Genomic DNA, 12,698 nt, shown 5'->3' on the forward strand with positions numbered 1-12,698 from the left:
CTAGACCGCCCGGCCGTCCTGAATGGCCTCCACCGGGACCGGCGCCTCGATGGTTTTCTTGCTCCGACGCAAACGACGCTCCAACCACACTGCAAAGCCGGAGAGCACTAAACAGGTGGCGATGTAGATCGTTCCGCCCACGAGAGCGGCAGGAATGATCGGGTTTTCGTATGCCGAGAGTCGGAAGAACTGGCGAATCGCATAGAGCAACTCTTCATAGGTAATGATGAACCCGAGTGCCGTGTCCTTCAGCGCCACCACTAGTTGGGCAATGATGACCGGTAACATGTTGCGGATGGCTTGCGGCAACAGAATCGAGGTCATGACCTGGGATTTACGCAACCCGATCGCGTATCCCGCTTCGCTTTGACCCTTGGGTAGCGCTTGAATCCCGGCGCGGAACACTTCGGCCAGAACGGACCCGTTGTACAAGATCAGAGCCGTGACCACGGCAACATACGGTGTCATGCTGATACCGATGGTCGGCAAACCGTAGTACATGAGCATCATAAAAATCAGCACCGGGATGGCACGGAAAAATTCGGTAATCCAGGTGACCGGAATGGAAATCCACTTGTGCACGGACAAGCGCCCCATAGCCAGAACGAGGCCCAATGCCAAGGCGCCAATCGCCGCGACTACGAAGGCACGGAGGGTGGCTAGCCACCCTTCAAAGAGCAAATTCCAGGCCGCGGGTAAGGTGAAGACGGACCACTTACGGGCGCTGAATTGGCCGGCCTCGGCCAACCGCCAAATAATGAGTGCGGCGAGCGCGGCCACAATCACCATGGTGAGGATTGAAAGCATGAGGTTTCGACGCTTAGCCTTGGGGCCGGGCGCATCATAGAGAACTGTTGCTTCGCTACTCATGCCGCGATCCTCCACTTCTTCTCAAATGCTCGTTGCAGTAGTGACAGGATGCTCACAATCAGTAGGAATCCAAGGCAGACCCACAGGAGCCCCACGAGCATATTCTCGCCGCGTTCAGAGAGGTACGCTCTGATCGCGCCCGCCTCAAAGACGGAGAACCCGGCAGCGACCGTCGTGTTTTTTGCCAGAGCAATAAAGACGCTCATGAGCGGCGGGATCACGGCGCGAAATGCTTGCGGCAGGATGATCAAGCGCATGGACTGCAGGAACGTCAGGCCGATGGAGCGTGCCGCTTCGGCTTGTCCCAGCGGCACAGTATTGATCCCGGCGCGAATCGCTTCGGCAACGTATGTTGCGGTGTAGACCGACAGCGCCCCCACAGAGAGTGAGAAACTGTTGCCTACGTTGGGGAACACCAACGGGAGCGCGAAAATCGCATACAAGAACACCAGGGTCAGCGGAGTATTGCGCACCAGGTTCACGTATGCCCAGCCCAGCGCCCGGAGCGGGGGAACCGGGGATACCCGGAAGGCGGCCACAATGGTGCCCAGAATGAGGGAGAATACGGCCGACCAAACAAAGAGATAAATCGTTGTCAGGAACCCCTGGGAGAAAAGTTCCCAGTTGTTAATCAAGACATCCACATGGACCCCTGTCGGATTGAGTGAGATAGACATGAAACGCGGTGTGGGGGCGCCATGCGCCCCCACACCGCGTCGCGTTTAGCTGGCCGGGTCAACCGTGGGTTGTTCAACCTTGGTTCCGGACTTGCCGAGGGTGGCGTCATAGATCTTCGTCCACGTATCCCCGCCGTCGGTCAGGGTCGTGTTGAAGAACTCGGTTAGCGCCGTATCGCCCTTGGGCAGGCCAATGCCGTAGCGTTCCTCGGTGAACGGTTCGCCAACCACCTTGAGGGTGTCCGGCTTCTCGGAGGCGAAGCCAATCAAGATGGCCTGGTCGGTCGAGACGGCATCTACTTCCCCGCTCTCAAGTGCCTGGACACATAGGGAGTACTTGTCGTATTCGAACGGCTCCGCCTCGGGGAAGTTCTCGCGAATGTTCTGAATCGGAGTTGAGCCGGTGGCCGAGCACACTTTCTTACCAGCGAGGTCCTTCTCGCTCTTAATGTCTTCGTTGTCCTTCTTGACCAGGATTCCCTGGCCGGTCACGAAGTACGGTCCCGCGAAATTGATTTGCTGCTTGCGCTTGTCGGTGATGGAGTAGGTGCCGACGTAGAAGTCCACGTCTCCATTCTGGATGGCTTGCTCGCGGCTCGCCGACGGGATGGTCTTGAACTCAATCTTGTCCTCCGGGAATCCCAGCGACGCAGCCATCCATTTGGCGATCTCAATGTCGAAACCCACGCGCTCATCGGTCAAGGGATCCAAGTAACCCAAGCCCGGCTGGTCATCCTTGACACCGATGGTGACCTTGTCGGCGGCTTTCATCTTGTCGTAGGTGGGACTTCCGGTGAGATCGACATTGGTTGCGACGTCATAAGTGAGCGCCGAATCTCCATTGTCGCCGCCGAGTCCGCCACCGTTGGTGGACCCGCCGCTTGAGCCCGAGTCTCCACCGCAACCGCTGAGTGCGAGTGCGGCGATCGCCATCGACGCTACAACGCCGTAGCTTGCCTTCTTGATTTTCATGGTGTTCCTTTCGTCGGTGCGTGCAGTGCGCTCGCACCCTTTGTGGTCGGGAGGTTTACTTCAAGATCTTGGACAGGAAATCCTGTGCTCGGCTACTTTGCGGGTTGGTGAAGAACTCTTCCGGCGTGGCCTCTTCGACGATCTGACCATCGGCCATGAAGATCACTCGGTCGGCCGCCTTGCGGGCAAATCCCATTTCGTGAGTAACCACGACCATGGTCATACCCTCCTTGGCGAGCCCCACCATGACATCCAGCACCTCATTGATCATCTCCGGATCCAGCGCCGAAGTCGGCTCGTCAAAAAGAATCAACTGTGGCTTCATCGCCAAGGACCGGGCAATCGCGACACGCTGCTGCTGGCCACCGGAAAGTTGCGCCGGATACTTTTGCGCCTGGTGATCAACCCCGACGCGTTTGAGAAGCTCCATTGCCTCGCGTTCGGCCTCGGCCTTTTTCATGCCCTTGACCTTGATTGGGCCCAGGGTCACATTTTCCAAAATGGTCTTATGCGCAAAAAGGTTAAAAGACTGAAACACCATGCCCACATCGGCACGCAACTTTGCCAAGCCGCGCCCCTCGTCGGGAAGCACCTTGCCTTCAATGGTGATGGTGCCATCATCGATGGTTTCCAGCCGATTGATAGTGCGGCACAGTGTCGACTTGCCAGAACCAGATGGTCCGATGACCACCACCACTTCACCCGGCATCACGTCCAAGTTGATGTCCTGCAGCACATGAAGTTGCCCAAAGTGTTTGTTCACATTTTGCATGGACACGAGCGCCTCGCCGGACGCACGGGTGGCAGGGGTTTCGCTCGCCTCAATTGTCATGAGTAAGATCATGCCGAATCTTGGGCCGTGACGCCAATCACAATGCGCATTTGTGCGCAATTGTGACCCAAGAGCAACGTGAGCGGCGCACAGCCGCGGCCAGCATTTACGCTAAAGACATGTGTGCAAAAGAGAAATCCCCCAAGAAGCGTTCCCTCCACCGCCGCGGCCAAACCGAATATCGCGGTGATCTGGCCAATGTCGAAATGGCAGACAAGGCCCTCCTTGACACGCAAGATAAACAGGATTTCACCTCAACCGACCCTTGGCGGGTGCTGCGCATCCAAAGCGAATTTGTGGAGGGGTTCGATGCCCTCGCGGGCCTCGGGGCGGCCATTAGCGTCTTTGGGTCGGCGCGCACCAAACCGGGATCGCCCCGCTACGAGTTCGCCGAAAAAATAGGCGCCCTTCTGGCCGAGAAAGGCTACGCCGTCATTACCGGCGGCGGACCGGGAACCATGGAAGCCGCAAACAAGGGCGCCACGGAGGCAGGCGGGCTTTCCGTGGGACTCGGCATTGAGCTCCCGCACGAACAAGGCATTAACCCCTACGTGGAACTGGGCATCAACTTCCGCTACTTCTTTGCCCGCAAGGTCATGTTCGTGAAATACGCGCAAGGTTTCGTGGTGCTCCCCGGCGGCTTTGGCACCCTGGACGAACTCTTCGAAGCCATCACACTCGTCCAAACCGAAAAGGTCACCTCCTTCCCGATCGTTCTGGTCGGCACCGAATTCTGGGGTCCGCTTCTGGACTGGATCAAGGGAACGCTGGCCGCCGAGGGGATGATCTCGGAAAAGGACGTCAACCTGCTCCACCTCACCGACAGCGCCGAAGAAGCGGTCGAACTCGTCACCCAAGGCAAGGACGCCCACTAGCCACCAAAATGTCGGGGCACTCTGGCAAGATGGAGGCATGGAATGGGTAGTCCTTGCCGTCGCCATTGCGGCGCTCGCCGTCATTATCTTTGCCGCCGTCTTCATGAGCACCTCCGAGCGCGCCACGACGGGCGGCAACCAAAAAGGCGTTGCGCGCCAGGCTGAGAAACTCACCGAGCAGCCCGGGTTGCCGGCAGCAGACCCGCTGTTGCCTCCGGTCCTCCTCCCGGAGGACCCGGTAGCCGAGGACATTGACAAGGTGCGCTTCGCCGTCGGATTTAACGGCTACCGCGTCGAAGAGGTCGATGACTTTCTCGACAAGGTTCGCGACGAACTAACCCTGCGCAACCAGCGCATTGCCGAGCTCGAAGCCCGATTGGGTGCGCGGGGCGCCACTGCCGCGGCGAAAGCGGACGAAGCTTGAGCGAGAGCCTGATCCGCTGCAGCTGGGCGCGACACACCGAGATCGAACGCGACTACCACGACACCGAATGGGGCCGCCCGGTCACCACCAATAACGGATTGTTTGAGCGGTTAAGCCTCGAAGCATTCCAATCGGGGCTCAGCTGGCTCACCATCTTGCGCAAGCGCGAGGCTTTTCGGGCAGCATTTGCGAACTTTGACGCCCAGAAAGTCGCCCAGTACGACGGCGATGCCATCCACACGCTCTTGGCTAACCCTGACATTGTGCGCAACAGGGCAAAAATTGAAGCGACCATCGCCAATGCGCAGGCCCTCCTCGAATTGGGTCCCGGAGAAAGTTTGCACGGGATTCTCACCAAATTCGCCCCCGCCGTGCACCGGATCCCAGCCACCCGAGACCACATTCCGTCAAGCACGCCGGAATCGGCGGCCCTGGCCAAACACTTGAAAGCACGCGGCTTTCGGTTCGTGGGGCCCACCACCGCCTACGCCATGATGCAAGCGGTCGGCATCGTCAATGACCACGAAGCCAGCTGCTGGGTCAACACCCAAGCCCAGTTGCAGCACGCGAGAGCGGGGGAGAACTCATGAGCATGCCGCGAGAACCCAGGCACTCGCGCTCGCGCACCGCCCAGAAGGAGCCAGGCAACGATCTTCCTGCGCAACCGGAGAACCACGGCGAGCCGCGCGAGCAAGTCGGGAACACGCCGTCGGACCTCACCGAAGCACCCGCTTACGGCAAGGGACCCCAGCGGCCGCAAGCCGAAAGCGCGGAGGGCGGAACAAGCACATTCACCGATGACTTCCTCGCCTCCTTCGTGAACCTGGTCCGGCCGCTCGGGCGCTTGCCATGGTGGGCGCAAGTGTCCTTGGTGTTCCTGGCTACGCGACTGATCTCCTTCGCGATTTTGGCCGCAGTGGCGCTGCAGCAAGGCCTTTCGCCGTGGGGCAACGCGAAGCCCTCGTACGGCGACTTCATCAACATTTGGGATGCCGAGTGGTACAACCGCATCTTTAGCGAGGGCTACCCGAGCGAGATTCCGCGCAATCAGGACGGCGTCGCGCAGAGCAACCAGTGGGCGTTCATGCCGCTGTTCCCGGGGATTGTCCGGGGTCTAGCGGCGCTCACCGGCGGCAACTGGGCGAGTCTGGCGCCGATCGTCGCGATACTTTTTGCGTGGGCGGCCGCGCTCATGATCTATCAACTGTTTCGGCTCAAGACCTCGCACCGCAACGCGATGTGGGGGATGGCGCTCGTGTTCCTCTTCCCCGCCTCGGCGGTGTTCCAGGTGCCTTACGCCGAATCGACCAACCTGTTTTTCCTGGCGTTGGCGCTGTACCTGGTGATCCAGAAACAGTACTTGTGGGCCATTCCGATCGTGTTTTTCTCCGCGCTCTCCCGCCCGGTTGGAGTGCCGTTCGCGCTCATGCTGGGACTCTATTTTCTCTACCGGTGGATGAAACACAAGCAGATCCCTTTCCCCGTGTCCGAGGTGTGGCGCCTGGTGGTGTTGGGCATTGCTTCCGGTGCTGCCGCGCTTGCCTGGCCGATCATCGCGTGGATGTACACCGGAGAGCAAAGCGCCTACACCGATACCGAAACCGCATGGCGGTATAGCGAGCTGGTGCCGTTCTTGCCGTGGTTTGAGCGGGGGAACGCGCTCTTCGGGCCGCTGCTCGGCGCGATTTTCCCAGTTCTGCTGGTGGTTTTTGTGTACTTCGCGTTCACGAGCAAGCCGATGCGCGCGGTCGGGATCCAGATGCAGTTGTGGTGCTTCAGCTACTTCTTCTATATCTTCGCGTTCCTGAATCCGCAGACCAGCACCTTCCGGCTCCTCATACCGCTGTTCCCGATCGCGCTGGCTGTGGTACTGATGTCCCGCTCGCGCGCGTATCGGTGGAGCACCGCCATCATGTATGTACTGATGCAAATTGTGTGGGTGTATTGGCTGTGGAGGTGGACGCAACTGCCCGGGGGCGGAGATTACCCGCCGTAAACCCGTCAAATTAGCGCCCGGCGCTGCACTCGGGAATAATGGGGAGTGACCAGCGCCATACGCCCGGGCATTGCCACGCCTTGAGCGCAGGATGCTGGAAACCATTACGACGCACTCTCGAGGAACACTCAAGAGCACTTTCCCGAAGGGATGAGATCTCATGGCTGCGATGAAACCGCGCACCGGCGAAGGCCCCATGGAGGCCAGCAAAGAAGGGCGCAGCATCATCCTGCGAGTCCCCACCGACGGTGGCGGCCGCACCGTGATTGAGCTCAATGCGGAAGAAGCCGTAGCATTGCGTGATTGCCTCGTCGAAGCGACGCAGTAACGACTAGTTTTTGACGGCCACGATCAGGCCCGTACCAACAGGCAGCAAGGTAGAGCGGACGCCCTCTTCCTGGCTCAGCTTCTTAATGATCGCTCGCATGATCTGGGTGCTGGGTTTCCGAGATGTCGGTTGAGAAACCTGGTGCTCATCGAGCGCATCATTGATGATCAGCAATCCGCCGGCACGCAAGAGCCGCAACCCGTGGTCGACATAGTCGGCATAGTTGGGCTTGTCCGCGTCCAAAAAGACAATGTCATAGGCGTCTTTGGTCAGCCGGGGCAGAACCTCGGCGGCCTTTCCGGTGATGGGGCGTAGGCGGTTGCCCACAATCCCGTCCTCTGCCAGCGCTACCCGAGTGGCCTTGAGGTGATCGAGGTCCTTGTCGATAGCCGTCAGCACTCCGGTCGGTTTCATTCCGCGAAGCAGTGCCAGGGTGGAGATTCCGGCGCCGCTGCCCACTTCCACGGCCGTTTGGGCGCCGCGGCTGGCCGCCAGCACGGTCAAAAGCGATGCGACCGATGCCGGTACGGCCGCGACACCCAGGTCGGCTGCCCGGGATCGGGCGGCAAGCAAAACCTCGTCCTCCACCGGCAAAGACTCGGTGAAAGACCATGACGCACTCTTGTCGACACTCACAAATGAACTCCTAGACGGGGGAGAATGAATTTCTAGTCTAGTCCGGCGATCGCGAATGAGCGCGGACCCCGCGCGCGCACGTCTGGCGTACAGTCAACTCCCAGTATTGCTTGACACACTAAACTTCAATCCAACCAGGTTTCCAAGGGGAATTGCGTGAACAAAACTGCTTCGACGGCGCCCGTAGCGGGCGCGGGCTCGATGGCGCGCGCCGGAGACCGGATTGCCGCGAGCGTAGACTCTGCAGCCGCATTGCCGGTAAGCGAGGTGCCCACTGGGGAGGAGATTGTTCGCCAGCATGGCGCCCAGGTCATGCGGTTGGCCTACCGTCTGACCGGGAACAAGCATGACGCCGAAGACCTCGCCCAAGAGGCCTTTGTGCGCGTCATTAAATCGCTGGACACCTTTCAGCCGGGAACCATGGGCGGATGGTTGCACCGCATCACCACCAACCTGTTCTTGGACCAGGCGCGCCGCAAATCCCGCATTCGCTTCGATGCGCTACTCGCCTCGGATGACTCTCGACTCTCCACCGATGTGGGTGGCCCAGAGCGTTCCTATGAACTGAACAACCTCGATCGCGACATCATTCAGGCCCTCGCGGAATTGCAACCCGAGTATCGCGCCGCCGTGGTGCTCTCCGACCTTGAAGGTTTTTCTTATGACGAGGTTGCCACCATGCTTGGCATCAAGCTGGGCACGGTCCGCTCCCGCATTCACCGGGGCCGCGTGCAATTGCGGGAAAAGCTGGCGCACCGGGCACCCCGCTCGAAGGTACAGCGGCCAAAAGCACCCAAACTGGGTGTCGTTTAGGCGAAGTGGGAACGCTGATGACCACTTCAGGCGCCCACGAGCAGCCAAAGAAAGCTCCGTCACCCGGCGCCCAGCCCGCTGATTCGCGGCCCGCCGAGCCACAACCGCGCGGCGAAAAGGGTTTGTGGGCGCATCCGGTAGCGGTGTCCGTTTCCGCGGTCACCCTTCTTGCCCTCTTGGGCCTGTTAGCGAGCGCGTATCTCTCCGGTGCGCCAAGCGCTGCGGCCCCGCAACAAACCGGCGCTAATGAGGCGTTGCTCAACGAAATCACGTCCCTCGGCCCGAACGAGCAGATTGACCTCACCCGCGAAGAAGTCGCCCAATTGCGCGCCCTGGGCTGGTCCTGCCCGGATTACGCCACCTCTGGTTTCCGGGCCGAATGGACAACCGCGGCCATGATCAAAGGCGTGCCCACTGTCCGGCGCATCCTCTCCTATGGTCAGTACAAACTTGCCGTATACGAGCAACACAACTCGGCGCAAAAGACCGGCGACGTCCCGCTAGACATTTTCACCGGCGAGAAAATTAACGAGTCGAAATACGTCAAAGACGTCAGTCCAGACCGGACGCTCTGGATCGATGACGGACCGCCGTGGACGGCCGTCATCACCTCCAATGACGTCACCTACACGTTTGTCTCTAATCTGCCGTTACGGTGGATTCCCACCATCACCAGCCGCGCGGCTTTCAACGATTCGACCAAACTCGCCGACCCGGCCGCACCCATCGATGACAGTGTGATGAAGCGCCTGGATCGCGGCTTCAACCGTATTTTCGCGGGGATCTTCACTTAGATGAGTTACCGACCCGGCAAGGCTGCACACGCGGTAATTCCGTTTCACCCGTCTCAAACGGTAATCTGACATTCGTGCCATTTTTTGATATCAACTCGGGCGAGTTCCTGATCTTGCTAGTGATAGCCCTGCTCATTATCGGGCCCTCACGCATTCAGGATTACACGCGCAAGGGTGCCAATATGGTGCGAGAGCTCCGACGTATGGCCAACGGCGCACGCGCGCAACTGGAGGAGGAGGTTGGCGAGGACTTCACTAATATCGATTGGAAAAAGCTGGATCCACGCCAATATGACCCGCGCAAGATCATCAAGGACGTTTTTGCGGAGGACTTCCAAGAGGCCATTGACGAGGTCAAGGACATCACCGCAGAGGTGAAAAAGCCGATTGAAGCGGACGAGCCAAGCCGTCCCGCGGTTCCCATTAAGAAGTATGTTCCCTTGGCCGCCGGTGAGCGCGCCCCCTTCGATACCGAAGCAACCTAAGCTAATTTTTCGGCGAGACGCCGAGTTTGCGTCCGGCAAGTCCGCGCGGGCGTCCAGCGAGCGTGCGGGCAGCCTTGTGAAGTTCGACGGCGGCGGGAGAGTTGGGTGCCGCGATGACCATCGGGGTGCCACTATCCCCGGCAATTCTGAGCTCCGGTTCCAGCGGAATCGTGGCAATGAGCGGAATCTCATAGCCAAGTTCGCGACCAAGCGCGCGAGAAACATCGGCGCCGCCGCCGGCCCCGAAGACGTCCACCATGCTACCGTCGGGGAGCGCTAAGCCCGCCATATTTTCGATCACGCCGACGACCCTTTGTCCCGTTTGCGCGGCGACAGCCCCGGCACGCTGAGCCACCGAGGATGCCGCCAATTGCGGTGTTGTGACCACCACAATTTCCGAATGCGGCAACAGCTGCGAAACGGATATGGCAATGTCCCCGGTGCCCGGCGGCAGATCCAGCAGCAGCACATCGAGATCGCCGAAATAGACATCCTTGGTGAACTGTTCGAGCGCGCGGTGCAACATCGGCCCGCGCCAGGCAACCGGCTTGTTCGCATCGAGAAACATGCCAATGGAGATGACCTTGATGTCAAAGGCGACCGGCGGCAGGATCATATCGTCCAGACGGGTGGGCTTTTGATGAATGCCAAGCAGGCCGGGGATTGAGAAGCCATAGACGTCCGCGTCAATGATGCCGACCTTGAGCCCGTCCCGCGCCATCGCCGCCGCCAGGTTGACCGCCACCGAGGATTTGCCGACGCCGCCCTTGCCGCTGGCGACAGCAATCACCTTGGTGAGCGAATCGGGGCTCGCGAAAGGGTTCTCCCGAGACTTGTTGCCACGCAAGGCTTCGGTGAGTGCGGCGCGTTGCGCCGGACTCATCACATCGAGCTCGACGGCCACGCTGCCCACGCCCGGCACCCGGGCGATAGCCGCCCGAGAAGTCTCGACGATGTCTTCCTTTTTGGGGCACCCCGCAATGGTGAGGTAGATGCCAAGGTGCACATCGCCGTCGTGATTCACCTCAATGTTCTTGACCATGCCGAGCTCGGTGATGGGGCGGCGCAGCTCGGGGTCAAGGACGGTGCCGAGTGCCGCTTCAATGGCGGCCACGCTGGGGGTGCTCACGAGTGGGTGGCGCCCTTCTCTCCGCTGACTTTGGGCAGGGAGGAGGTGTGGTCGCTGGGTTTGCGGCGTTTCTTGGCGGGGGACTCGCCAGTCTCGTTGGCGTCGACAAGCTCCTCAAGCAGTGAACGCAATTCGCTGCGTACGTAGTCGCGGGTGGCCACCTCGCGCAGCGCGATGCGCAATTCGGCGATTTCACGGGTGAGGTACTCGGTGTCCAGCAGGTTGCGTTCGGCGCGCTGCCGGTCCTGCTCGACGCTCACCCGGTCGCGGTCGTCCTGCCGGTTTTGGGCCAGCAGCAAGAGCGGTGCGGCGTAGGAGGCCTGCAACGAAAGCATCAGGGTGAGCGCGGTGAACCCGAGTGCGGCGGAGTCGAAGCGCCAATTTTCGGGAGCCACGGTGTTCCAGAGCAGCCACACCATGCAGAAGATGGTCATCCACACGAGGAATTGCGGGGTGCCCATGAAGCGCGCAAACTTTTCGGTGGCGCTGCCGAAGGCGTCCGGGTTGGGGGAAAGGCGGGGGACCCAGCGTGTGCGGGCGGCGCGCGGTGTGTCGAGACTGTCCTTTTGCGGGCGTTTTTTCTCAGCCACGTGCACCTCCTAGGGTTGCGTCGGTGTGATCGGTTTCGCGCCAATCATTCGGGAGCAGGTTGTCCAACACGTCATCCACTGTGACCGCGCCGACAAGACGTCCGGCCGTATTGACCACCGGGAGGGCGGAGAGGTTGTAGGTCGCCAACTCCCGCGCGGCGGCGCTGACCGGTGCCTGGTCATTAATCGGCTCTAGGTCCGCATCCACGATATTGCCCAGGTGATCGGGGGGCGGGGTGCGCAAGAGTTGCTGAATGTGCACCACGCCGAGGTAGCGGCCGGTCGGTGTTTCCAAGGGCGGACGGCACACAAAGATCATTGACGCGAGCGCCGGGGAAAGTTCCTCTTGGCGCACGTGGGCCAAGGCTTCGGCGACGGTGGACTCGGGGGAGAGGATCACCGGCACCGGAGTCATGATGGAGCCGGCCGTGTCCTCCTCATATTCGAGCAGGCGCCGCACATCCTCGGCCTCCTCCGGCTCCATGAGCTCCAGCAGTTCTTCCTTGTCCGCCTCGGAGAGTTCGTTGAGCAAATCGGCGGCGTCGTCCGGGTCCATTTCCTCCAGAATGTCCGCGGCGCGCTCGCGATCCAGAGAGCTCAGGATCTGGACCTGGTCATCATCGGGAAGTTCTTGAAGCACATCGGCGAGGCGCTCGTCCTGAAGTTCGCTCGCGACCTCGATCCGGCGCTTCTCCGGCATGTCATGAAGGGCGTCGGCAAAGTCTGCGGGTTTGACGTCCTCATAGGCGGCGACGAGTTGGCTCGCGCCTTGGTGGCCGTCGTCATCCCAGTGGTAGAGCTCATCCCAGTTCACAATCTTAGAGTGGCCGCGGCGCAGTCCGCGCAACCGGGAGGCGCCCACTCGGACAAAGAGTTGGTTGACGTGCCAGTCACCGTTTTTATCTTCGGCGATAGCGACGTCTTCAATGGTGCCGTCCTCTCCATCCTTGAGCCGGACCTTGCGGTCGAAGATTTGGCCGACCACGAGTAACTCCACGCCGCGCTGCTCAAAGCGACGCATATTGACCAGACCGGTGGAAATGATTTGCGAGGTATCGATGGAGGTTATGCGGGTCATGGGCACAAATACCCGACGTTTCCCGGGAACTTCCACCACAATGCCGACCGCTTGCGGTTCGGATTGCGGACCGTGATCAAGAACAACCACGTCTCGCAAACGCCCGATGCGATCCCCGATGGGGTCAAACACGTCCAAGCCAAGAAGCCGTGCCACGAAAATGCGATTCTGGTTTTTACTCACCTATCTAGGCTACTTG

16 protein-coding genes are annotated in these 12,698 nt (G+C 60.3%); 8 read left to right on the forward strand and 8 right to left on the reverse strand.

The annotated features are described in order from the left end of the window. The 4 genes from O148_RS15260 to O148_RS0106605 are packed head-to-tail and all read right to left on the reverse strand — an operon-like array spanning position 1 to position 3,291. A complete protein-coding gene (locus O148_RS15260; protein WP_051619965.1) occupies positions 1-870 on the reverse strand; it encodes an amino acid ABC transporter permease in 870 nt (289 codons plus the stop codon). Next, a complete protein-coding gene (locus O148_RS0106595; RefSeq protein ID WP_240470812.1) occupies positions 867-1,547 on the reverse strand; it encodes an amino acid ABC transporter permease in 681 nt (226 codons plus the stop codon). The genes O148_RS15260 and O148_RS0106595 overlap by 4 nt, the downstream gene beginning before the upstream one ends. Before the next feature lie 45 nt (positions 1,548-1,592). After that, positions 1,593-2,519, reverse strand: a complete 927-nt coding sequence (locus O148_RS0106600) for a glutamate ABC transporter substrate-binding protein (RefSeq protein ID WP_026530282.1) — start codon at positions 2,517-2,519, stop codon at positions 1,593-1,595. Between the two features lie 55 nt (positions 2,520-2,574). Continuing rightward, positions 2,575-3,291: an amino acid ABC transporter ATP-binding protein gene (locus O148_RS0106605; protein WP_035745323.1), complete on the reverse strand. Its 717-nt coding sequence runs from the start codon at positions 3,289-3,291 to the stop codon at positions 2,575-2,577. Positions 3,292-3,470: 179 nt separating this feature from the next. On the opposite strand from O148_RS0106605, the gene O148_RS0106610 reads away from it, so the two are divergent. The 5 genes from O148_RS0106610 (at position 3,471) to O148_RS17370 (ending at position 6,974) form a co-directional block, all read left to right on the forward strand. After that, entirely contained in the window at positions 3,471-4,226 is a 756-nt protein-coding gene (locus O148_RS0106610) for an LOG family protein (RefSeq protein ID WP_026530284.1), read from the forward strand. Between the two features lie 37 nt (positions 4,227-4,263). Then, on the forward strand, positions 4,264-4,650 hold the full coding sequence (locus O148_RS17045; protein ID WP_051619938.1) for a DivIVA domain-containing protein: 387 nt from the start codon (positions 4,264-4,266) through the stop codon (positions 4,648-4,650). Next, positions 4,647-5,240, forward strand: a complete 594-nt coding sequence (locus O148_RS0106620) for a DNA-3-methyladenine glycosylase I (RefSeq protein WP_026530285.1) — start codon at positions 4,647-4,649, stop codon at positions 5,238-5,240. Before O148_RS17045 ends, O148_RS0106620 begins: the two co-directional genes overlap by 4 nt. Beyond that, entirely contained in the window at positions 5,237-6,646 is a 1,410-nt protein-coding gene (locus O148_RS0106625; RefSeq protein ID WP_240470813.1) for a hypothetical protein, read from the forward strand. Before O148_RS0106620 ends, O148_RS0106625 begins: the two co-directional genes overlap by 4 nt. Positions 6,647-6,806: 160 nt before the next feature. Next, positions 6,807-6,974 (forward strand): DUF3117 domain-containing protein, encoded by a 168-nt coding sequence (locus tag O148_RS17370; RefSeq protein WP_075204308.1) that lies wholly within the window; start codon positions 6,807-6,809, stop codon positions 6,972-6,974. Positions 6,975-6,977: 3 nt separating this feature from the next. On the opposite strand, the gene O148_RS0106635 is transcribed toward O148_RS17370, so the two are convergent. After that, positions 6,978-7,610, reverse strand: coding sequence for an O-methyltransferase (locus O148_RS0106635; RefSeq protein WP_026530287.1), 633 nt, complete (start codon positions 7,608-7,610; stop codon positions 6,978-6,980). Between the two features lie 156 nt (positions 7,611-7,766). Between O148_RS0106635 and sigE the strand changes: the two genes are divergently transcribed. The 3 genes from sigE (at position 7,767) to O148_RS0106650 (ending at position 9,702) form a co-directional block, all read left to right on the forward strand. Beyond that, entirely contained in the window at positions 7,767-8,423 is a 657-nt protein-coding gene (gene sigE / locus O148_RS0106640; protein WP_240470814.1) for an RNA polymerase sigma factor SigE, read from the forward strand. Positions 8,424-8,440: 17 nt separating this feature from the next. Then, positions 8,441-9,217, forward strand: a complete 777-nt coding sequence (locus O148_RS0106645; RefSeq protein WP_026530289.1) for a hypothetical protein — start codon at positions 8,441-8,443, stop codon at positions 9,215-9,217. Positions 9,218-9,291: 74 nt separating this feature from the next. Beyond that, entirely contained in the window at positions 9,292-9,702 is a 411-nt protein-coding gene (locus O148_RS0106650; RefSeq protein ID WP_026530290.1) for a twin-arginine translocase TatA/TatE family subunit, read from the forward strand. A gap of 1 nt (position 9,703) precedes the next feature. Here O148_RS0106650 and O148_RS0106655 read toward each other — a convergent pair whose 3' ends face one another. The 3 genes from O148_RS0106655 to O148_RS0106665 are packed head-to-tail and all read right to left on the reverse strand — an operon-like array spanning position 9,704 to position 12,682. Continuing rightward, on the reverse strand, positions 9,704-10,831 hold the full coding sequence (locus tag O148_RS0106655; protein ID WP_026530291.1) for an Mrp/NBP35 family ATP-binding protein: 1,128 nt from the start codon (positions 10,829-10,831) through the stop codon (positions 9,704-9,706). Further along, positions 10,828-11,421, reverse strand: coding sequence for a DUF1003 domain-containing protein (locus tag O148_RS0106660; RefSeq protein ID WP_035745276.1), 594 nt, complete (start codon positions 11,419-11,421; stop codon positions 10,828-10,830). Before O148_RS0106660 ends, O148_RS0106655 begins: the two co-directional genes overlap by 4 nt. Continuing rightward, on the reverse strand, positions 11,414-12,682 hold the full coding sequence (locus O148_RS0106665) for a magnesium transporter MgtE N-terminal domain-containing protein (RefSeq protein WP_026530293.1): 1,269 nt from the start codon (positions 12,680-12,682) through the stop codon (positions 11,414-11,416). The genes O148_RS0106660 and O148_RS0106665 overlap by 8 nt, the downstream gene beginning before the upstream one ends. Positions 12,683-12,698: the final 16 nt, after the last annotated feature.

Source organism: Haematomicrobium sanguinis DSM 21259, from assembly GCF_000688395.1.
GTDB classification, from domain to species: domain Bacteria; phylum Actinomycetota; class Actinomycetes; order Actinomycetales; family Micrococcaceae; genus Haematomicrobium; species Haematomicrobium sanguinis.

Bases quoted from the DNA above. Each gene is read 5' to 3' on its own strand.
- O148_RS15260 (WP_051619965.1), bottom strand. From the start codon at position 870: ATGAGTAGCGAAGCAACAGTTCTCTATGATGCGCCCGGCCCCAAGGCT.
- O148_RS0106595 (WP_240470812.1), bottom strand. From the start codon at position 1,547: ATGTCTATCTCACTCAATCCGACAGGGGTCCATGTGGATGTCTTGATT.
- O148_RS17045 (WP_051619938.1), top strand. From the start codon at position 4,264: ATGGAATGGGTAGTCCTTGCCGTCGCCATTGCGGCGCTCGCCGTCATT.
- O148_RS0106600 (WP_026530282.1), bottom strand. From the start codon at position 2,519: ATGAAAATCAAGAAGGCAAGCTACGGCGTTGTAGCGTCGATGGCGATC.
- O148_RS0106625 (WP_240470813.1), top strand. From the start codon at position 5,237: ATGAGCATGCCGCGAGAACCCAGGCACTCGCGCTCGCGCACCGCCCAG.
- O148_RS17370 (WP_075204308.1), top strand. From the start codon at position 6,807: ATGGCTGCGATGAAACCGCGCACCGGCGAAGGCCCCATGGAGGCCAGC.
- O148_RS0106605 (WP_035745323.1), bottom strand. From the start codon at position 3,291: ATGCAAAATGTGAACAAACACTTTGGGCAACTTCATGTGCTGCAGGAC.
- O148_RS0106610 (WP_026530284.1), top strand. From the start codon at position 3,471: ATGTGTGCAAAAGAGAAATCCCCCAAGAAGCGTTCCCTCCACCGCCGC.
- O148_RS0106645 (WP_026530289.1), top strand. From the start codon at position 8,441: ATGACCACTTCAGGCGCCCACGAGCAGCCAAAGAAAGCTCCGTCACCC.